Source organism: Flavobacterium sp. SH_e, assembly GCF_025717045.1.
Classification (GTDB): domain Bacteria; phylum Bacteroidota; class Bacteroidia; order Flavobacteriales; family Flavobacteriaceae; genus Flavobacterium.
Window position 1 is genome coordinate 404,286 of the sequence record NZ_JAOVZN010000005.1, and the last position, 20,445, is coordinate 424,730.

Below are 20,445 nucleotides of genomic sequence, written 5' to 3' on the forward strand. Positions count from 1 at the left end.
TAAAAGCTTTTAAAACTATTAGCTTTACTCGACCAAACAGACTTAAAACATGAAAAAAGTAGTTCTATTACTTTTACTATACTTTTTTACCACACCCTCTTTCAGCCAAAATGAAACCAATAAACTTAAGCTTCAGAAAGATAGATTAATGCTTCATAATGTTGCTATTTATCTTCGTAATGTCAACCAAGGATCTATAGATATTGATAGTGCGATGATTTTAGCCTGCAAAGCTCACAAGTTACCGTACACGCTTGCCAACGATGAAGGTTTTAACGACGGATCAAACTTTCCAGGAAATAATTTAATTAGCAATAATTATGCTCGCGGGGCAGAATTGCTATTGCCAAGACTAAATACAATCGATCAAATTAAACTGTCATTGCAAATTGGGAGTTTTTATCTTTTTAAGGCTGGTGCTAAAAAAAATGATTTGGAAAATGCGCTTTTGTATATTAATAAAGCTCAAAAACTGGCCGAAAAATCCCGAATTCAAAAATGGTTGTTTCAATCTAAATTTCTTCTAGCAAAATATTATTATCAAGCGGGCAAACAGCAATTGAGCAGTACTATTTTTTCGCAACTTGTCAATGCGGCAAGAAAAACAAAAAATGACAAAATACTAGCAGAAGCCATCGATAACAGAGGCACTTTTATGCCAAATAGCGATAAGAAAAAAGCGGTTATTCTATCTGAAGCTTTGGCTATTTATAAAAAAACAGGAAACAAGGAAAAGGAAATTGAAACCTATATGAAAATAATTCCTGTGCATTTTTGGACAGGCGACATGAAATTAGCCAAAGAAGAACTTCTGACCTGTCTTAATCTTCAGAAAAAAATAGGTTTTCTATACACACAGTATACTGAGACAACCATTTCGTATATCGAATTATTTCATAACAATTATAAAGATGCGCTTTATTATGCCTTAGAAAGCGTTAGTTCGATGAAAAAAACAAAAGATTATGCTTTTGCAGACAGCTTTTATATACGTCTCGGTAACGTTTACAATAGTACTGGTTATTATGACGACGCCATTAAATTTTATCAAAAAGGAATTGAATACAATCAAAGAGAGCTCAATGCCGGAACTTGGTATAAAAGTTTTTTTGGTTCTGTTCGATCATTAATGGATAATTCTAAATATTCTGAAGCTTTAAAATATCTAGAAAACAATTCTAAAAAATATCCTCCAAAAAACAATTTGGATAATATGATCCTGAATCAGCTTAAGGCTCGCTGCTATGAAGAGTTAGGAAAATTGAAAGAAGCCGAAGCCTGCTATGAAAAACTTGATTTGTTTGCAAAAAAACTAAATTCAATAGAAACAGTCAAAGATGCTGCAGACTGTTACTCGATTATGGCGTTGTTTTACATCAAAATTCATAAACCGTATAAAGCAAAAGAAATTACGGAGAGAATCCTATCAACATCTAGTAAAACAGAAGGTTATAGTCGTTATGCTTTAGAGCTTGCTTTATTCAAAATTGATTCCGTGAATGGAAATTATCTTTCTGCGATCGAACACATGAGAAGTTATTCTCGAATTCAGGATTCGATGGATAACATTACTAAAAATCGTGATTATGAAAATTTGAAATTCAAGTTTGAAACTAGTGCCAAAGTACAAAATATAAAATCTTTAAAACAGCAGACCAATCTTCAGAAACGTGAACTGCATACGTCCAAACTTTTAAATACCATTTCTGTCAGCAGTTTATTTTTATTACTGATAATCATTATTTTATTGTATAACAGGGCAAAAATTAAACAGCGCAATACTAGCCGACTAGAATTAAAAGAAAAAGAAATCAAGCTCAAGAATGTAAAATTGGAACGTTTGCTTGAAGAAAAAGAATGGCTTTTGAAGGAAATTCATCATCGCGTAAAAAACAACCTTCAAACTGTAATTAGTCTGCTGAACTCTCAGTCTTCTTATTTGAAAGATGATTTGGCCATTTCTACAATAAAAAATAGTCAAAATAGAATTTACGCGATGTCACTAATTCATCAAAGATTGTATCGTGAAGACAATGTTTCTATGATTGATATGCCAGAATATTGCAATGAATTGGTTGAATATCTAAAAGAGTCTTTCAATGCAGAATACATTCATTTTGAAGTGAAAATTGACCCGATCGAATTAGATATTTCGCAAGCAATTGCATTGGGATTAATTATCAACGAAGTCATAACCAATTCGATAAAATATGCTTTTAAAGATACCAAAAACTGCATTATTACTCTATTACTATCTGAGATTTCAGAAAACTGCTATAAGCTTCTTATTTCTGATAACGGAATTGGTATACTAGATGTTGTAAAAATGCAAAATAGCGATTCGTTTGGAATGACACTAATCAACGGTTTAAGCAATACTCTTGAAGGCGATTTATCTATTGAAAATAAAAATGGCGTTAGTTTTCAGTTACTCTTTAAAAGGATTTTAGATAAAGACTAATCTTCTATAGCCATCAATTCTGTTTTCGCCATAATTAAAGCGAGATTTTTTTTTCTAAAGCAATTAAAAGGAATTTGTTTTCTCGCAGATTATGCAGATTTAATGCATTATTTGTCGTCCTAACGAAGCAAGGATTGTCAAATATTGACGATTATGTTTTACGTAGTTACATTTGTAATCCTTCGTTCATTGAGATATAAACTATGTATAAACCAAACTTTTGGAAGAAAAAAAACTCTGAACCTTTGTCCCTTTGAACCTTTGCACCTAAAAACCTTAGAACCTTAGCATCTTTAAAAACTACCTATCCATCCACTGTTTGAAGAAAGGCGTTTTTTCACGACTAATGATTACCTCGCGTTCGGGATCTAGTTTTAATTGGATTTTAAGTTTTGCGTTGAAGTAGTTCGCAATAGATTTAATGCTTTCTGCACGAATGAAAAATTGGCGATTGGCACGGAAAAAGATATTTGGATCTAATTCCTGCTCCAGCTCTTCCATGGTTTGCGGAATAGAGATAACTACACCCGATTTAAGGAATAAATTACTGGTTTTGAATTCAGAATATACAAAGTCAATATCCGAAACATCTACGCTTTTATAGCCGTCACGATACGTTACTAAAAAGCGCATTCTGAAAACTGGTTTTTCAATCAGTTCTTTCAAAATTCCAGTGATATTGGTAATATTGGTTTCGTTTTTATTTAAAGATTTGAATTTGGTTAATGCGAACTCCAATTCGTTCTTTTCTATGGGTTTCATCAAATAATCAATGCTGTTTACTTTGAAAGCACGAATCGCATATTCGTCATAAGCCGTGGTAAAAATTACGGGACAAATAATATTGATTTCATCAAAAATAGCAAAACTCAATCCGTCTGCTAAACGAATGTCCATTGTGATTAAATCGGGATTTGGATTCGATTTCAGCCATGCAACTGTATCCACAACAGTGTCAATAATGCCTAAAATTTCACAGTTGGGTTCTAATTCTTCCAGCAATCTTTTCAATCGGCTGGCGTTGATACTTTCATCTTCTACAATTAAAATTTTCATAAGTATTAAATTAATGGCAGACGTACTTCGTAATAGCCGTTTGATTCGCTGAAAGTTGGCATTCTCTGAGATAAAATCTTGTAACGGAATTCAATGTTTTTATTTCCAATTCCTGTTGAAACCAAACTTTTCCCTGCAGTTCGCTGTAAATTATTTCGAACGACAATATCGCCAGAATCATAAAAAACAGAAATAGTAAGCGGATTTGCCAAAGTGGCCATGTTGTGTTTTACAGCATTTTCTAACAATAACTGCAAGGTTAAAGGTGGCAAATGAAGTGCGAGCGATGCAGCATTAACATCAATTTCTAAATCGATTTTATCGCCCAATCTTTTCTTTAGCAAATAAAAATAGGCATTCAGGAATTCTATTTCCTCTTTTACCGTAATGGTATCTTTATTAGAGTTCGAAATCATATAACGATATACTCTCGTTATATTTTCTAAAAACGAAGCCGCTTCTTTCTGATCTTCATAAATCAATTCTGTTAAAGTGCTGAAATTATTGAACACAAAATGCGGATCTAACTGCATTTTTAGAGACTCTAATTTCGAACGTGTGACAGCTTCCTGAAGTTCAGAAGCTTTAACTTTTAATTCAGCCGTTTCGATTGCATTTAGTCGCCATCTGTTCAGCAGAAATATTCCAGTATGAATGGCACTGATGAAAAGCGAAATAATAGCGGCCATAATTTTTGACTGCCAAATCGTAACTAAGTCATTCTCTTCTAAAGCGGTACATGGATATAAATAATCCCAAAGACAAGAGAAAAAATAATTAAGAAGAATGTTCCCAGCAATAAGACAAATGAATTGCGCTATTGCGCGAAAAGCTGGATTTTGTTCCCAACGAATGTAATTGTTCAATTTTCTGCCTACGAACAAGGTCAGTTCTGTAAGTATGGCGCAATACAATAAAATAATGAAGATATCGAAGGTTTGATCTAAATCGAGCAAACCTTCTTCTTCAAAATTTCGATAGGGATTTAAAAAATAATAAGAAGAAAGGTAAACTAAAAAAACGGCTGGAATAACTATAACCCTGTAGTATTTATAGAAAAAATTCTTGCCCGTTTTTTTATTCTTATTCTTTCCCTTCATTTATTCCCTTAACTATTAAAATCGATATTTTAGTGTTCCACTAAAATATTCTCTTCTACATTATCTGCTTTTACCGATCGAACGGTTTTCTTCTCGCGCATTACGCCCCATTTTAAGCACGTTGCACCCCAAGAAAATCCTGCTCCAAAAGTAGTAATTAATACATTTTGACCTTCTTTAAAATCGTCTTTGAAATCCCACAAACACAACGGCACTGTTGCAGATGTAGTATTTCCGTAACGGTCAATATTTACTTTTACTTTTTCGAAATCAATACCTAAACTTTCGCCTACAGCAGTAATAATTCTTAAATTAGCCTGATGGGGAACTACCCAGTCAATTTGGTCTGATTCTAATTCATTTTTCGCCAAAGCATCTTGCGAAACCTGGCTCATTGCTGCAACGGCTCTTTTAAATACAAAAGCTCCATCTTGTTTCAAATAATGTGTTCTGTGTAAAAGACTTTGCATAGAAGTTGGATTTCTAGAACCTCCAGCTGGTACAGCCAAAGAAGAAACTCCGCTTCCGTCCGTTTTTAGAATCGTTTTCATTAAACCTGCATCAGATTCTATTTTTTCTAATAAAACCGCTCCTGCTCCATCTCCGAAAAGAATGCAAGTATTACGATCTTCATAATCTACGATAGAACTCATTTTATCTGCCCCAACGATGATTAATTTCTTGTAGCGACCACTTTCGATCATGTTTGCTCCCATTTCTAGCGCATACAAAAATCCACTGCAAGCTGCATTCATGTCAATTCCAAAAGCATTTGTAAGCCCACTTTTATCGCAAACAATACTTGCTGTTGGAGCTAAAATGTGATCTGGAGTTGCTGTTGCTACAAGCAAAGCTTCAATTTCACTACGATCTACATTATAATTTTCGATAAGATTTTCAATCGCTGCTGCGGCAAGATCAGATGTTGCCGTATCGTCATCTGCGATTCTACGTTCTCTAATTCCAGTTCTTTTGATGATCCATTCCTCCGATGTATCAACTGTTTCTGAAATCTTTTTATTGGTAAGGATTGATGATGGTACGAAACCACCTATAGCTGTAATTACTGCGCCCATTGTTTTTGTTTTTGTTTTAAGCTTTGTACTCTTAGAACCCAATGCTTACTACTTTTTCTCTTCTTTTTTTCTGCCCATTTAGAACTGACACAGGAAACCAAAACAGCATCCTTAAAAGCCGATTAAATCTGCTGACTACAACTCTTTTGAGAAATTGGTGTTTTAAAAAACTGAACAAACTAAAATCATTCTACAAAATCCAATTAAAATAAATTAAAAATCTACACCAAGCGTTCTCTCGGTATTACTTGGTATAAAATCTTTAATTTATCTTATTTTTAAAATCATACAATGCTGTTTCAGTTTGTAGATAATTCTCAATTTTAGCTATTGCCAAACTGATAAAAAAACCTATCTGCATTAAGTTTTTAGAGTGCTACAAAATTAATTTAAAAATATCTTAAACAAGCAGGTAATTAAGAATAATTAACAAAACTGACTGAAATGTTAAAATATAATTTTGAAATTCGGCAACTAGCGCTAAAAATTATAAAATCCCTAAAATCAAAAAAAATCTGTTAAAATTTATTTTGATAAAATTTCTTCAAAAAAACCTCTTAATTTTTATATCATTATTTTTAAATCAAATTAATATTTAATAATTCGGAAATGATAATAATGGGATATCAAGCCCTGCTGCCAAAATCCTAGTTTTGCTTCTGTGAACCAAAGAATCCCAAAATCCGTATTTTTGAGGCACCATAATTAACAAATCGGCCTCATAATTTTTAATTTCTTTTCTAATTTCGTTAATTACAGCGTTTGATCTTACGGTTTTATATAAATATTTTACATCTTCAAATTCCTTTTCGATATTCGAATTCATTAAAATTCTGTGTTGTTCTTCTTTTAAATCATCCAACTTTTCATCTACGCTAAAAAATTCGATTTCTGCACCAAAATCTCCTAAAGTGCTTTTAATCCAGCTGAACTTTTTAATAGCTGAAAAACTCAGACTATCACAAGCATAAAGCACTTTTTTTATACTTTGAAAACGTGCATTTTCAGGAACTGCTAAAACTGGAATATGAAGATTCTTGATCGCTGTTGTAGTTGAATTTCCAAGTAATTCTTGTTCAAAAGAACGTTCTGCCATTCCCATAACTACTGCATCTGCCTTTGTTTGCTCAATTATTCGTGGGAGTTCGTCTTCTAAAAAAGAATAAGTACAAATTGAATCAACTTCAATTTTAAACACATCGGCTGTTTCTTTAGCCAGATTTTCTAATCTCGAAATTGCTCTATCGATTTGCTTCTGCATCGCATCGGCTGTTATGTGCGAATTGGCACTGTGTACACTTAAAGAAAATGAATTAAATAAAACCAGTTTTGCACCAGTTGCTTTTGCAAGTCCGGCTGCATAAGTAACAGCATTATTAGCAATCGTAGAAAAATTAGTAGCGGCGATTATAGTAAGAGGTGAAATCATAAAATAAAATTAGGCGTGATATTTTCTAGTAAAATTGTCTAATTATTTGCTTCTGCATGAAATTTAGTAACCCAACTATCATTTTTTATTACTCAACCGTAAAATATCATTTCTGAAAAAACTAGCTTTCCTTTTTTGTTTCTTACTTTAAAAACGATCCAAATAATCAAGTGGGCATTTTTAATATTTACTACTTTTACTTATCATTAAAACTTAATGGATGGACGCAAAAAATCTCTTAAAAGAACATATTTCTAAAATTGCTTCGCTAACCGACGAAGAATTCGAGTATTTCTTTTCGCATTTTAAAACAGAAACTTTTAAGAAAGGGCAAACTGTTATTAGCGAAGGTCAGAATGTTGACAAAGAGTATTTTGTTGTTTCTGGCTGTCTAAAATCTTTTTATGTTAATGATGAAGTAAAAATGTACATTCTACAGTTTGCGATGTCTACTTGGTGGGCATCTGATTACGCGGCACTTTACAACAAAACCAAAGCAACAATTAATGTTGATTGCATTTCGGATGTTGAAATTCTTTCTCTTTCTAATGATGATCGAGAAAAACTCTGCAGAGAAATACACGAAGTTGAGCATTTCTTTAGATGGAGAACCAATCGCGGTTATGTGGCTTCTCAGAAAAGATTGCTTTCTTTTATGAATAATGATACGAAAACGAGATACGAAGAACTGCTGGCTTTCTACCCTGCTCTATACAACACTGTTCCCAAACATTTAATTGCGGCTTATCTGGGCGTTTCACGAGAAACTTTAAGCCGATTATACAACGCTTCCAAATCGCATTGACGAATGTGATCTACATCACGTAATGAACTTCTGAAACCGCCATTACTTTGTACTATAAATTAATAACAATTTAAAAGTATAAAATAATGGAAACTCAAAATTTTAAAATTTCGAATACTGAAAGTCAAGTAAACTGGATTGGAAAAAAAGTTACTGGACAACACAATGGAACAATTAATATTGAAGAAGGTAATTTTACTTTTTCTAATAATGAACTTACTGGCGGAAATGTCATTATCGACACTACTTCTATCGCAATTCTTGACGTCACCGATTCTGCAACAAATCAGCAATTTGCTGGACATTTGGCCTCAGATGATTTCTTTTCTACAGATAAATTCCAAACTGCTACTTTAGATATTACAGCGGCTTCGAAACAAACTGAATCAGATTATTTTATTGAAGGCAATCTTACGATTAAAGCGATTACACATCCAATTGGTTTTAATTTGGAAGTAAAAAGAAACGAGAGCGATTTGAAAGCTTCAGGTAAAATCATCATTGACCGTACCAAATATGATATGAAATTCCGTTCTGGAAACTTCTTCACCAATCTTGGAGACACTTTAATCTACAACGATTTTGAATTGGATGTTAACCTAACAGCAAAACTTGCTTAATACCTAGAAATCATGCCATACGTAAAAATTGAATTAACAAGAGAAGGCGTTACCAGAGAACAAAAACAACAGTTAATTTCTGGCATTACAGAACTCATCACTGAAGTTTTAGACAAAGATCCAAACCTTACTCATATTGTAATTCAGGAAATAGAATTGGACGATTGGGGATTTGCAGGCGAACAAGTTTCCGTATTGCGAGAAAAAGGCATTACGGCTCAAAAGAAATAATCTTTAAAATCAGAAAAAATGAAAACAATTATAATCACCGGTGCCTCTACAGGCATCGGTAAAACAATCGCACAATTATTTTTAGAAAAAGGTTATAATGTAGTGATCAACTCCGCAAATTTAAAAAACCTTGAAAATACGTATCAAGAATTAGGGCATGCTAACCAATTAGCAATGGTACATGGCGATGTAAGTCTTATTGCTACAGGAAAACAATTAGTGCAAACGGCCTTAGAACGTTTTGGAAGCGTCGATGTTTTAATTAATAATGCAGGAATTTTTCAGCCTCAATCTTTTTTAGATGTGGAAGAAAAAGACTTGGATCGTTTTTTAAACATTAATTTAAAGGGAACTTATTTTACCAGTCAAGCCGCAGTAAAACAAATGCTTGTGCAAGGAGAAGGATCCATTATTAATATTGGAACCGTTTTGGTGGACCATGCTATTGATGGGTTTCCTGCAACCGCACCAATTTCAAGCAAAGGCGGTATTCATGCTTTTACGAGACAACTTGCTGCTGAATTTGGGAAAAACAATATTCGTGTAAATGCCATTGCTCCAGGAATAATTAGAAGTCCGCTTCAGGCTAAAACTGGCGTAGACAATGCTGATAGTTTGGCCGGATTACATTTATTAAACCGTATTGGAGAAACCAGTGACGTAGCACAATTGGCTCTTTATTTGGCCGAAAGTAATTTTGTAACAGGCGAAATCATTAATTTAGATGGCGGTCATGTTGCCGGCCACAGTATTCAGTAATTATAAAAAATAAGTTATGGAAAGTTTCGGTACAAATGCAGCTTTAATTACGGCTGTACTCATGAATTACTTTAACGGAATTTATACTGGCGATGTTCCTTTATTGCAAAGTGTTTTTCATCAAGAGGCGATTATTGGTTTTGATATTAATGGGGAAACTTATTTTAAAACCTTAAATCAGTATTTGGAAGGCGTAAAAAACCGTAAAAGTCCACAGGAATTGGGAGAAGAATTCAAAATGAAAATCCTATCTTTAGAAATTATCAATAATACCGCTGTCGCGAAAGTTCAAGTTCCGATATTCGAGTATAATTATTATGACCTTTTAAGTCTTATCGTTGTTGATGGAAAATGGGTTATCAGTAACAAATTAGCAACTAAAGTAAATTAAAATACAATGTGGAATTCAACCAAAATAACACAATTACTAGGTATTGAGTATCCAATTTTACAAGGTCCAATGGGCGGTGGTTTTTCAACTGCCGCTTTATTGGCTGCCGTAAGCAATGCAGGCGGATTGGGCAGTTATGGCGCTTATACGCTCACTCCCGAAGAGATTCGCGAAGCTGGGAAAGAAATCAAACAAGCCACTTCTAAGCCTTATAATATTAATTTATGGGTTAATGATGTTGACAAAAGCCTTCTGAATTATCCTCAAGAAAAACTGGAAAAAATAAAACTGCTTTTTAAACCTTATTTTGACGAATTAGGGATTCCGCTTCCTGATTTATCTTCTGATATTCCTTCTAAATTTGAAAAGCAAGTTGAAGTTTTATTCGAACTCAAACCAGCCGTTTTTAGTTTTATTTTCGGAATTCCTTCCAAAGAAATCCTTCAAGAAAGTCGAAAACTCGGAATAAAAACTATTGGAGCGGCAACAACTTTAGAAGAAGCACTCGCTCTAGAAAATGCCGAAGTCGATGCTATTATCGCAGCTGGATTTGAAGCTGGCGGACATAGGCCATCATTCTTAAAACCAGCACAAGATTCTTTTACAGGATTATTCACTCTTGTACAGCAATTAAAAGCTAAAACCAAAACGCCAATTATTGCTGCGGGCGGAATTATAGATGCAAAAGGAATAAAAGCCGCAATGACTTTAGGCGCCGATGCCGTACAATTGGGAACCGCTTTTATGGTTACCGATGAATCTGGCGCTGCAGCGATTCATAAAGAAATGCTTTTTACAAACCCAAACACTCCGACAACAGTTTCTAAATCATTGACTGGAAGAATGGGCAGAATGATCAGCAATACCATTTCTGATGCTGTCCCTTTTGAAACTGAGGTATTGCCATTTCCGCTTCAGACCAAATTAATTGCACCTTTAAAAGTAGCCGCACTCGCTCAAGGAAGAACTGATATGGTTAGTTTTTGGTCGGGACAAAACACAAGCAACTTAAAACACCATAAAGCTGGAGAATTGATGCAGGCTTTAATTGCTGAAATGTCTGCTTAGTTTTTTTACCGCAAAGAGCGCTAAGTTTTTTTTGCTTTAGATTGTGTTTTTAAGTTCGCAAAGCTTTGTCTTTTATAATCTCGCAAAGTCGCAGAGTCGCAAAGGATTTTATTTTTAAAGCCACAGATTATTAGGATTAAAAGGATTTTGTTTCACGCAGATTTTGCAGATTTTAGCAGATTTCATTTTTATTATTTAAAAAATCTGCGCCGATCTGCTTAAATCATTTTAAATCTGCGTGAAATAGAACTTTGCGACTCTGCGACTTTGCGAGATTAAAAACCATAATATTTCCACACAAAGCTTTGCGAACTTAAAATCTCCAGCATTTATATAAAAAAATCCTTGCGCTCTTTGCGGTTAAAAAACACCACCCAACATCCCGTCCATTTCACCCCGAAGTTTGTCCGCTTCAACATATTTTCGATTTCGTTTTTAAGGCTTTCAACGCACATTTGTACCGTTAAATAACTTTAAATATCAAAATCATGAACTCAAAAACAACAATTATCTATTGGACAGGCGCAGTATTAACTTCTTTATGGTTTGGCGCAAGCGGTTTCTTCGAATTAACAAACAATCCATTAGTTTGGGGAATCACACAACAATTGGGTTATCCAGCGCATTTTATTTATATCCTTGGCGTTTTTAAAGTAGCGGGAGTTATTACGCTTTTAATTCCGAATAAATTATTACGATTGAAAGAATGGGTTTTCGCAGGTATATTTTTCGACATCATTTTTGCTTTCTTTTCAAAAATAGCCGTTTTAGGTTTCGGCGCTGCGACTGATGCGATTATTGCCTTTGTAATGGTTAGCGTAACTTATGCAATGTATAGAAAACTATATACAGCGACTTACACTCCATCAGAAATCAATTAAAAAAAAATTACATCAAAATAAAAATGCCTAATACTTGAATATTAGGCATTTTATTATTTCTTATTAATACAAATCAAAATGAAAAAGATTATTCTAATTCTCTGTTTTATACTTTCAGCTTTGTTTTTTATAAGCTGTTTTATGTTTCCTGGATTATAAAATCAAGCCAATTAATTTATCTGAATCATCAAATAAATTAATTGGTTATCTATTTTCGAGCCAACTCAAAAATGCTGTTGCTTTTTCTTTTCCTACCAATATTTTTTCTTCAGTTGGAACACTTAATTTTACCAATATCTTTCTCGAGAAATAATGTTCTGCTTCTCTTATAGCTGTAAAATTAACCAAATACTGTCTGTTAACCCTAAAAAACTGAATTGGCGATAAAAGTTTATGAATATCATCCAAAGACTGCGTTAACGGATATTCATTTTTATCTAAAGTCATAATCGTTGGCGTTTCATTTTTGATATAAAAAAACGCAATATTCTCCGTTAAAACCGTTTGGTATTTATTGTTTTTAAAAACCAAAAAACTGCTTTTCCCTTTGTTTTCACCATTTCGCGTAAGCAAATAATCAAAATCGGGCATTGCTTTTTTATTTCTCTGAAAGAAGTTTTTCAGCTCTCCCGCTTTCTTCAAAGCTTGCGAAATACTTTCTCTTGAAAAAGGTTTTAAAACATAATCAATTCCGTTTGATTTAAAGGCGTCGATGGCATAATCATCAAAAGCGGTACAGAAAATTACAGGCGATAAAACCTCAACATTCTTAAAAATCTCAAAACACTGACCGTCTGCCAGCTGAATATCCATAAAAATCAAATCGGGTTGATCGTTTTCTGAAAGATAATCAACCGCCCCGTCAATACTTTGTATATACGACAAAATCTGAACATCGGGTCTGATGCTCAGAATTAGCTGGCCAAGCGCTTTGGCCGTTTTTACTTCATCTTCAATTATTATGATAGTCATAATTAAGTGGTATTTTTACTTTAAAGGTAGTTTCGTCTTTGTCAATTTCAATTTCTTTATGAATCAGGTGCATAAAACGCTGGTTGATATTATCTAAACCAACACCCGTAGACACGGCGCCTCTTTTGAGCTGAATTTTATTTTCGACCACTAAAAACTCATTTTCTGTATAAAGCTTTATTTTCAAAGGTTTATCTAAAGAAACGACATTGTGTTTGATGCAGTTTTCAATCAATAATTGCAATGTAAAAGGCGGAATTGCCGAATCGAACTGTTTTGGATTTACTTCATTTTCTAAAACAAATCCGTCTTCAAAACGAGCTTTCAGCAGATATACATACGAATCTAAAATCTGAAGTTCTTCGCTTAGCGGAATCAAATCCATTTTTCGGCTTTCTAGCGTAAAACGATAAAAATCGGATAATTTCAAGATAAAATCTGAACTCTGCGGATCTTGGATATCAACCATAGATTTCAGCGTGTTTAAACTATTAAACAAAAAATGCGGATTGACCTGTTGTTTCAACAATTCGTATTGAGCGCCTAGATTTACTGCTTTTGTACGTTCCAATTCTACTCCCATTTGCTGTGTCTGATAGTTTTGAAAAAGCAAATGCAAAAACATATAGACAATCAAATTGATTAAAACTCCTCGAAGTTCAAACATGATTGGTGCATCCATTTTTGAAACCTGAAACAGTTCCTGATGCGCGATTACCAGAATCACCATCAAGACAATTCCCAAAATAACACTCAGCAAAAGTTTCCAGTTAAACAGACTTTTATTGGCATGATTAGCAGAAAATTTGGGTAAACTGTAGATGTTGTAGTACCATATAAAAAGAGAAAACAACAGCGTTATCGAAGAATTTATAATAAGATCTCCAGGTGTAGAATCGGCATCAAATAATTTAGGTATCGAAGCCATAACTGCCAATGCAATCGAACTTCCCCAAATGACTTTGAGCGAAACCTGAAAACGTTTTGTTTTTTCCATAATTGTAGTTTATAGTCAAAGATAGTTTTATTTGAAAAAGATTTCACGTAGATTTAAAGTGATTTTGGCAGATCTATATAGTTTTTTTATTAAAGTTTCCCTAAACAGTTTGTCATTTCGAGGAACGAGAAATCTCACTCGGGATTCGACAAAGATTGGCGAAAATCTGTGCGGAATTTCTAGTGAGATTTCTCGTTCCTCGAAATGACAAAAAATGAGAATAAAAACTTTGCGCCTTTGTGACTTTGCGAGATTAAAAACAATCTGCGTGAAATAAAAAACTAAGCTCTCTTAACTCCCAAAATTGCACCTGAATTCATATCTTGAATAAAACCGATGATTTCAAAATCTTGTGTATTGTAGTTTTTTGGAAGATGAATTGCCGCTGTCCCTTTTTTGTTTTTGTTTAAATCTACAGATTGCAGATTACGAACAATTTGATAATGCGATAGAACACGATTCGCATTTTCGCCTCTTTTTACGTTGCTTTTCGCTTCTTTCTGAACAACCGCAATTAATAAACGGCTATTTTTTGAAGTGCCTTCTACATTATAATTTACAGAAAGCGAATTAGCATTTTGATTTGCTTCTAAATTTAAACTCGCTGAAATTGGTTTAGAAAGTGCCGATTTAATTCCGTTTCTAAGGCTTGTTTCCTGAGAACCGATAAAATCTGTTTTTCCGTTAATGATTACCTGAGGCGTATAAATTGGTTCTTTTCCCATAAATTGAGCGTAATCGTATTGTCTTTTAGTAAAATCAGCATTGCTAAAAATATCTTTCCAGCCTTGCTTGTCCCAATAATCTACATGATACGCCAATACATAAACGTTCTTATCCTTGTATTCATTCTGAATTTTCCCAAGCAGTTCATCTGCTGGCGGACAGCTCGAACATCCTTCTGAAGTATATAATTCTAAAAGAGCAAAACTTTTTTTATCTGAGTTCTGACTGAAAATGCTATTCACACTTAGGAAAAACAACATTATTATACCCATTAATATTTTTTTCATAACATGATTTTTTAGTTGTGAAATGTGAGTTGTGAAATGTTAGATGTAAAAAGTTTGCATTTTACATCTAACATATTACTTTTCGCATTTAAAGAATATTAATCTCAACGTTTATATTTCCTCTAGTTGCTTTAGAATACGGACAAGTCTGATGCGCTTGAGCTGCCAAAGCTTCCGCTGTTTGGATATCAATTCCTGGAAGGCTGATGTTTAATCTTGCCTGAAGAGAATATTCGCCTTCTGTTACACATAAATCAACCTCAGCGTCTACCGCAGTTTCAGCTGGAAGTCTAACTCCAAGTTTAGAAGCGGCAATTCCTAAAGCTCCAATAAAACAAGCCGACCATCCCGCTGCAAACAACTGTTCTGGATTTGTTCCCGGACGTGAAGATCCCGGTGCGCTTAATTTGATATTCAATTGTTCATCTGAACTTTGAGAAGCTCCTTCTCTACCGCCTGTTGTGTGTGTTTTTCCTGTGTATAAAATTTTTGTGCTCATGATTTTTTGTGTGAAATGTTATTTGTAAAATGTGAAATGTTTATTGATATTGATATTGCAATTCAATTTGGAATTTGGAATTTCAAAAAATTGGAATTTATTTAGAAACATCAATTATCGCTTGTGCAAATGCCTTTGGATCTTCTTGCGGAACGTTGTGTCCAATTCCTTTTAAAATTCTGTGTTCGTATTTTCCTGTGAATTTGTTTGCGTACACTTTTCCATCCGCGAAAGCGCCATCAAAATCACTTCCCATTGTAATAGTCGGAACTTTGATTTCTGGTTTTGCTGCCAAACGTTTTTCTAGATTATCGTATTTTGCTTCTCCCACTTCTAGAGACTGTCTCCATCTGTAATTATGAATCACAATTGCTACGTGATCTGGATTATCAAAAGACTGAGCCGTTTGATCGTAAGTTGCTTTGTCGAAGTTCCATAATGGAGAAGCTATTTTCCAGATTAGTTTATTGAAATCGTACGTGTTTTGTGTGTAACCTTGTTTTCCTCTTTCTGTAGCGAAATAATATTGGTACCACCATCCTAACTCAGCTGTTGGAGGAAGCGGTTTTAAATTTGCTTCTAAATTCACCACCAAATAACCACTTACAGAAACCAAACCTTTTACGCGTTCTGGCCAAAGTGCTGACATTACAACCGCTGTTCTAGCTCCCCAATCGAAACCGCCAATTACAGCTTTATCTATTTTCAATGCATCCATGAAAGCAATAATATCACTAGCCAAAGCTGCCTGCTGACCGTTTCTGAAAGTGTCTTTAGAAAGAAAAGTTGTAGTTCCAAATCCTCTTAAATACGGGGTAAAAACGTGATATCCTTTTGCTACTAAAATCGGAACGACTTCGTTATAACTATGAATATCGTACGGCCAGCCGTGAAGCAAGATTACTGGCGTTCCGTTTGACGGACCTGCTTCAGTATAGCCCACGTTTAATAATCCGGCGTTGATTTGTTTTAATGTTCCTAAAGAACTACTTACTTCGATTGTTTTTTGTGTTGAAGTTTGCGCTTGAGTAAAAGCTGCATTCATAAAAAGAATAGCGATTAAAATATTTGATAGTGTTTTCATAATTTTTATTTTTTGATTAGTTGATTATCAGTTAATTTCTTCGTCAAAGGTATCTTGACAATGCTTGTTTTAAAAGGTAAAAAAAGGTGAAGTGGACAAAGTTCAGGTTGAACCGGACAGGCTTTGTTTTTTAACCGCAAAGGGCGCTAAGAGTTACGCAATGTTCGCTAAGTTTTTTACAAAGCTTTGCGCTTGGTTGTTTTTGCCACAGATTATAAAGATTAAAAGGATCTAATAATCTGTGGAAATCATTTTAATCTGTGGCAAAACTTTCAACACAAAGCTTTGCGAACTTTGCGCATTTTAGCAGAAGTCAAGAGTAAAAAACCTTGCGTACTTTGCGGTTAAAAAATTTAATTCTTCATCGTCAAAATAGGTTTCCCTTTTTCTATGATATAGGTTGCTAGTTCTGATGCTTTGGCATTTGTATTATTTTTAGCAGAATGCACCACACCAGCCGGAATAAAAAGCACTTCTCCTGCTTTTAGTGTCACCGTTTTTTCTCCTTCAATCTGATATTCCAACGAACCTTCAACAACGTAAATGACTTCTTCGCCTGGGTGAGAATGTTTTCCGAAAGCTGAATGCGCTTCAAAATCGATTCTTGCTTGCACCATTTCTTTTCCTGGAGTACTTAGATCATGTTTTTGCAGATCGATGCGTTTTACTCCTTGTGCCGTAATCTGATTAGGAACTAAAAAGGCAATGATTCCTAAAATGATAATTGCGATTACAACCCATGTTTTTTGTTTTTTCGTTTCCATAATTTCTAGTTTTAAATATTTGTTTTCTGTTAATTTCTTCGTCAAAAGTATTTCGATAACCCTTCATACGAAATCAGAAAATAGGTGAAACGGACAAACTTCAAGGTGAAACGGACAGCGTGTGAGTTGTGATTTGTGAGATGTGAAATGCGAATGGTTTTACCGCAAAGAGCGCAAGGATTTTTGTTTATAGGACTTTGTAAAAGCGCAAAGAACGCAAAGCTTTGTCTTTATTTTTTTGCCACAGATTATTAGGATTAAAAGGATTTTCTAATCTGTGTTAATTTATATAATCTGTGGCTAAACAAAAAATCGCAAAGCTTTACAAATAAAACTTTGCGACTCTGCGTCTTTGCGAGATTAAAAAAATTTAGCGAACGTTGCGTAAACCTTTGCGCTCTTTGCGGTTAAATAAACTGCAAAAAAAATCAGGATTAGCGTTTTATCACCATCCTGATCTTTTGAATTAAAAATAACCTTCGCTTTTATCTTCTTCCTCTAAAGCCTCCGCCTCCTCTGAAACCGCCACCGCCGAAGCCGCCTCCATTAAATCCTCCACCACTTCTTTGAATATTTTGGAAATTTCGAGTTTGCATTTCGCCACGATCTCTTGAAATAGCCGAACGATCTAGATCGTTTGTAATATCTGGACGGCCAGCTTCTCCAAGCGGTTTGTTGGGCTGTCCGAGCGTTTGATCTGCTTTCGGGAAATTATCTCGTTGAATTCCGTCTCCCATTCGGGTCTCGCCTCCTAAATTTTGACCAGATTTCGGCAAATTATCGCGCTGAATTCTCTCTCCTGCACCATTTGCGCCAAGTCCTTCATTAGGTCTGTCACGTTGAATTCGTTCTCCCGCTCCGTTTGCTCCAAGTCCTTGGTTAGCTCTATTCTGAATCCTTTCACCCCCTTTTTTAGACGAACCCAAAGTTCCTGCCTGTGTCCAGCCACCGTTTCCGTTATTGTAATGGCTCCAGTTTCCGTTGGCATCTCTTTTATAAACATGTCCATCGTGACCTGCATATACATTATTATTGGTGTGAATCGTAGTTCCTCCGCCTCTTCTGTGCGTAATTACACCTTTATTTCCTCCCGAAGTTTCGTAACCAATAGCTGTTCCGCGTCGGGTTGTAATATGTCCTGTCTGCGCCCACTGATTTCCGTTTGTCGCCGCAGAATGTCCCCATTGTGCATACGCGTTATGCCCTTGATTCGTTCTCGCATAATTACCCGTCCACGGATTATAAGTACTTGCAGCCGTGCGTCCGCCATACCATCCTTGTACGCTTGCAGAACGACCGTATCTTCCTGTTGCCGGATTGTACCAAGCCGAAGTTCCAGCTGCACCATAAGGTCCGTAAACACGTCTTCCCGCTGCATAACCTCCCGTCCACGGATTGTAAACCGCTCCTCCTCCATACGCATAAGGCCACGGGCGATAAATTGGATACATTCCGCCGTAATACATATAAGGCGGATAATACCATCCTGTGCCATAAGTCAATATAGCGCCGAAAGTTGCGCCAATAATAAAAGCACCCAAATAACCCGCTGTTGCACTGCTTTCAACCGTTGTATCGGTTGTGGTTTGCGTAACATACGTAACATTATATACTGGCGAACTTGGCGGAATCGTATAAATTTCTTTCGGAACAGAATCGCATGTTTTCCAAGGTCCATTCGGACTTGTCGACATAAACCAAACCGCCTGAAAACACAAGTAATACAAATCGCCTACTTTTATAATCTTCTCTTGCGTATTGCTTGCATATTGCATTTTTGTTCCATCAATAGGTTTAAACTGAGGAGTTCCGCCATCATACGATACTTTTACTTTTGCCTCAGCATCCGATTTCTTCAAAATAGCCGTTGTCGGAACCTGAGATAACATCACAGCATCATTCGCTTCTTGCGTTCCTGGCACCGATGACAATACATTAGCACGCGGAGAATCCTTCGGAATTTTGGCAAAATCCGCAGGAAGACTATTACTGGCATAACTCCACGGTCCAGTTAGTTCTTTTGACTTAAACCATCTTCCAGACAATAATACATAGTACTGACCTTTATTTTCGTCAGCAAAAATATCATTCTCGGTATTGTCTATGTATAACAATTTAGTTCCCGGAATTTTAACAAACTTCGGGCTTCCGTTTATAGCAATCAATTCAGCAGGTTTATTGCTGTAAAAAACCTCTGGAGCTCCTCCAGAAGACGGAGGCGGAATCATTTTCTTAACATCATCAAAATTCTGTCCCGAAGGCAGATTGCTCAAACCCGAAGGCAATTTGGTTGTTTTAGTCCATTTACCAGCGATATTTTTCGATGTTAGCCAGATATTCTCCACCAATAAATAATAATCTTTTGTGGTTTTATCAAAAAACAAATCCCAATTGGTATTTACCACATATTGAATATCTGTTTTTTCTACAGGCACCAAAACCGGCTCACCTTGCACAATAAGCAAAATCGACGGATTCGTACTGTAAAAAATCGCAGGAGGATCGTTTTTAGCAGCAATTCCCTTTGGCGGACTTTTGGTATGACTTAAATCTGCCAAAATACGATCTACCGCAATAGGATCTCCGCTCTGAGGCAACGTTTCTTTAAATAACTTTTCCATTTCAGGAACTTTCTTTTTGTCCAGAGCAGGAAAACGTATATCTGTTACCTGAAGATTTTTAATAAAAGCGCTTCGATTGTCTTTGTCAACCAATGTTTCTGCTTTCAAAGAAGCCACGCCCAAAACCTGTTTTCCGTCTTTTGGAGTCAGCGAAAAAGCCACTCTGGCTGTAAGTTCTTTAAAATCTTTCCAGTCGTCTACCTGAGGCTGATAGTACACGAGTTTTGCTCCGTTATTCTCGGCTTCACGAGGCCAGCCACGATCTGCAATTAATGTAGAGTCAGCAGTTTCAGACTTTCCAGTTTCAGAACTTGACTGCTCAGCATCTTTATCTTTTTTGCAGGAGAACAAAATTGCACTCAAACAAACTCCAAATATTAGAAAAGCATTTCTCATAAATTTAAAAGTTAGATTATTCATTGAAAACTTATTTTCTCGATCGTCTTATAAAATTCTTTCCTATAAAATTAAATTCACAGAATAAAAAAAACTATTAATCAATCACTTACTTTGTTTCACATTATAATTTGAAACCAAATAAGCATCTAAATACTCGTTCTTTTCTCGAACTGAGATTCTAAATCTGTTTCTAAATAAGTATGATAAAGTGAAGCATTG

The 20,445-nt window shown here is 35.1% G+C and carries 19 protein-coding genes; 8 read left to right on the forward strand and 11 right to left on the reverse strand.

Annotated features, from left to right (window positions below; all coding sequences use genetic code 11):
- Positions 1-49 precede the first annotated feature (49 nt).
- A complete protein-coding gene (locus OD917_RS09680) occupies positions 50-2,461 on the forward strand; it encodes a sensor histidine kinase (protein ID WP_263523335.1) in 2,412 nt (803 codons plus the stop codon).
- Positions 2,462-2,761: 300 nt separating this feature from the next.
- On the opposite strand, the gene OD917_RS09685 is transcribed toward OD917_RS09680, so the two are convergent.
- The 4 genes from OD917_RS09685 to OD917_RS09700 form a co-directional block, all read right to left on the reverse strand.
- Positions 2,762-3,517 carry a LytR/AlgR family response regulator transcription factor gene (locus OD917_RS09685; protein ID WP_263523336.1) on the reverse strand — a complete coding sequence of 252 codons (756 nt, stop codon included), beginning with the start codon at positions 3,515-3,517 and terminating at the stop codon, positions 2,762-2,764.
- Between the two features lie 5 nt (positions 3,518-3,522).
- Complete coding sequence (locus tag OD917_RS09690) at positions 3,523-4,617, reverse strand: sensor histidine kinase (RefSeq protein WP_263523337.1); 1,095 nt, start codon at positions 4,615-4,617, stop codon at positions 3,523-3,525.
- Between the two features lie 29 nt (positions 4,618-4,646).
- Positions 4,647-5,693, reverse strand: a complete 1,047-nt coding sequence (locus tag OD917_RS09695; protein ID WP_263523338.1) for a beta-ketoacyl-ACP synthase III — start codon at positions 5,691-5,693, stop codon at positions 4,647-4,649.
- 595 nt (positions 5,694-6,288) lie between these two features.
- A complete protein-coding gene (locus OD917_RS09700) occupies positions 6,289-7,122 on the reverse strand; it encodes a universal stress protein (protein ID WP_263523339.1) in 834 nt (277 codons plus the stop codon).
- A gap of 220 nt (positions 7,123-7,342) precedes the next feature.
- Between OD917_RS09700 and OD917_RS09705 the strand changes: the two genes are divergently transcribed.
- The 7 genes from OD917_RS09705 (at position 7,343) to OD917_RS09735 (ending at position 11,877) form a co-directional block, all read left to right on the forward strand.
- Positions 7,343-7,927, forward strand: coding sequence for a Crp/Fnr family transcriptional regulator (locus OD917_RS09705; protein ID WP_263523340.1), 585 nt, complete (start codon positions 7,343-7,345; stop codon positions 7,925-7,927).
- Positions 7,928-8,013: 86 nt separating this feature from the next.
- A complete protein-coding gene (locus OD917_RS09710) occupies positions 8,014-8,547 on the forward strand; it encodes a YceI family protein (protein ID WP_263523341.1) in 534 nt (177 codons plus the stop codon).
- A gap of 12 nt (positions 8,548-8,559) precedes the next feature.
- Positions 8,560-8,778, forward strand: a complete 219-nt coding sequence (locus OD917_RS09715) for a tautomerase family protein (RefSeq protein WP_263523342.1) — start codon at positions 8,560-8,562, stop codon at positions 8,776-8,778.
- Between the two features lie 18 nt (positions 8,779-8,796).
- Complete coding sequence (locus OD917_RS09720) at positions 8,797-9,537, forward strand: SDR family NAD(P)-dependent oxidoreductase (RefSeq protein ID WP_263523343.1); 741 nt, start codon at positions 8,797-8,799, stop codon at positions 9,535-9,537.
- A 16-nt stretch (positions 9,538-9,553) separates the two neighbouring features.
- A complete protein-coding gene (locus tag OD917_RS09725; RefSeq protein WP_263523344.1) occupies positions 9,554-9,928 on the forward strand; it encodes a nuclear transport factor 2 family protein in 375 nt (124 codons plus the stop codon).
- 6 nt (positions 9,929-9,934) lie between these two features.
- Positions 9,935-10,996: an NAD(P)H-dependent flavin oxidoreductase gene (locus OD917_RS09730; protein ID WP_263523345.1), complete on the forward strand. Its 1,062-nt coding sequence runs from the start codon at positions 9,935-9,937 to the stop codon at positions 10,994-10,996.
- A gap of 488 nt (positions 10,997-11,484) precedes the next feature.
- Positions 11,485-11,877, forward strand: a complete 393-nt coding sequence (locus OD917_RS09735) for a DoxX family protein (protein WP_263523346.1) — start codon at positions 11,485-11,487, stop codon at positions 11,875-11,877.
- A 204-nt stretch (positions 11,878-12,081) separates the two neighbouring features.
- Here OD917_RS09735 and OD917_RS09740 read toward each other — a convergent pair whose 3' ends face one another.
- The 7 genes from OD917_RS09740 to OD917_RS09770 form a co-directional block, all read right to left on the reverse strand.
- Entirely contained in the window at positions 12,082-12,849 is a 768-nt protein-coding gene (locus OD917_RS09740; RefSeq protein WP_263523347.1) for a LytR/AlgR family response regulator transcription factor, read from the reverse strand.
- Positions 12,830-13,846, reverse strand: a complete 1,017-nt coding sequence (locus tag OD917_RS09745; protein WP_263523348.1) for a sensor histidine kinase — start codon at positions 13,844-13,846, stop codon at positions 12,830-12,832. Before OD917_RS09745 ends, OD917_RS09740 begins: the two co-directional genes overlap by 20 nt.
- A 281-nt stretch (positions 13,847-14,127) precedes the next feature.
- A complete protein-coding gene (locus OD917_RS09750; protein WP_263523349.1) occupies positions 14,128-14,859 on the reverse strand; it encodes a DUF1223 domain-containing protein in 732 nt (243 codons plus the stop codon).
- An 88-nt stretch (positions 14,860-14,947) separates the two neighbouring features.
- Positions 14,948-15,358 (reverse strand): organic hydroperoxide resistance protein, encoded by a 411-nt coding sequence (locus tag OD917_RS09755; RefSeq protein ID WP_129746746.1) that lies wholly within the window; start codon positions 15,356-15,358, stop codon positions 14,948-14,950.
- 97 nt (positions 15,359-15,455) lie between these two features.
- The gene (locus tag OD917_RS09760; RefSeq protein WP_263523350.1) at positions 15,456-16,442 is read right to left on the reverse strand and encodes an alpha/beta fold hydrolase; all 987 of its coding nucleotides are present in this window, start codon (positions 16,440-16,442) and stop codon (positions 15,456-15,458) included.
- Between the two features lie 353 nt (positions 16,443-16,795).
- Positions 16,796-17,206: a cupin domain-containing protein gene (locus OD917_RS09765; protein WP_263523351.1), complete on the reverse strand. Its 411-nt coding sequence runs from the start codon at positions 17,204-17,206 to the stop codon at positions 16,796-16,798.
- Positions 17,207-17,691: 485 nt separating this feature from the next.
- Positions 17,692-20,223: a hypothetical protein gene (locus OD917_RS09770; protein WP_263523352.1), complete on the reverse strand. Its 2,532-nt coding sequence runs from the start codon at positions 20,221-20,223 to the stop codon at positions 17,692-17,694.
- Positions 20,224-20,445: the final 222 nt, after the last annotated feature.

What these genes read in the sequence shown, in the direction of transcription:
- OD917_RS09680 (WP_263523335.1), top strand. Translation starts at nt 50, where the DNA reads ATGAAAAAAGTAGTTCTATTACTTTTACTATACTTTTTTACCACACCC.
- OD917_RS09685 (WP_263523336.1), bottom strand. Translation starts at nt 3,517, where the DNA reads ATGAAAATTTTAATTGTAGAAGATGAAAGTATCAACGCCAGCCGATTG.
- OD917_RS09690 (WP_263523337.1), bottom strand. Translation starts at nt 4,617, where the DNA reads ATGAAGGGAAAGAATAAGAATAAAAAAACGGGCAAGAATTTTTTCTAT.
- OD917_RS09695 (WP_263523338.1), bottom strand. Translation starts at nt 5,693, where the DNA reads ATGGGCGCAGTAATTACAGCTATAGGTGGTTTCGTACCATCATCAATC.
- OD917_RS09700 (WP_263523339.1), bottom strand. Translation starts at nt 7,122, where the DNA reads ATGATTTCACCTCTTACTATAATCGCCGCTACTAATTTTTCTACGATT.
- OD917_RS09705 (WP_263523340.1), top strand. Translation starts at nt 7,343, where the DNA reads ATGGACGCAAAAAATCTCTTAAAAGAACATATTTCTAAAATTGCTTCG.
- OD917_RS09710 (WP_263523341.1), top strand. Translation starts at nt 8,014, where the DNA reads ATGGAAACTCAAAATTTTAAAATTTCGAATACTGAAAGTCAAGTAAAC.
- OD917_RS09715 (WP_263523342.1), top strand. Translation starts at nt 8,560, where the DNA reads ATGCCATACGTAAAAATTGAATTAACAAGAGAAGGCGTTACCAGAGAA.
- OD917_RS09720 (WP_263523343.1), top strand. Translation starts at nt 8,797, where the DNA reads ATGAAAACAATTATAATCACCGGTGCCTCTACAGGCATCGGTAAAACA.
- OD917_RS09725 (WP_263523344.1), top strand. Translation starts at nt 9,554, where the DNA reads ATGGAAAGTTTCGGTACAAATGCAGCTTTAATTACGGCTGTACTCATG.
- OD917_RS09730 (WP_263523345.1), top strand. Translation starts at nt 9,935, where the DNA reads ATGTGGAATTCAACCAAAATAACACAATTACTAGGTATTGAGTATCCA.
- OD917_RS09735 (WP_263523346.1), top strand. Translation starts at nt 11,485, where the DNA reads ATGAACTCAAAAACAACAATTATCTATTGGACAGGCGCAGTATTAACT.
- OD917_RS09740 (WP_263523347.1), bottom strand. Translation starts at nt 12,849, where the DNA reads ATGACTATCATAATAATTGAAGATGAAGTAAAAACGGCCAAAGCGCTT.
- OD917_RS09745 (WP_263523348.1), bottom strand. Translation starts at nt 13,846, where the DNA reads ATGGAAAAAACAAAACGTTTTCAGGTTTCGCTCAAAGTCATTTGGGGA.
- OD917_RS09750 (WP_263523349.1), bottom strand. Translation starts at nt 14,859, where the DNA reads ATGAAAAAAATATTAATGGGTATAATAATGTTGTTTTTCCTAAGTGTG.
- OD917_RS09755 (WP_129746746.1), bottom strand. Translation starts at nt 15,358, where the DNA reads ATGAGCACAAAAATTTTATACACAGGAAAAACACACACAACAGGCGGT.
- OD917_RS09760 (WP_263523350.1), bottom strand. Translation starts at nt 16,442, where the DNA reads ATGAAAACACTATCAAATATTTTAATCGCTATTCTTTTTATGAATGCA.
- OD917_RS09765 (WP_263523351.1), bottom strand. Translation starts at nt 17,206, where the DNA reads ATGGAAACGAAAAAACAAAAAACATGGGTTGTAATCGCAATTATCATT.
- OD917_RS09770 (WP_263523352.1), bottom strand. Translation starts at nt 20,223, where the DNA reads ATGAGAAATGCTTTTCTAATATTTGGAGTTTGTTTGAGTGCAATTTTG.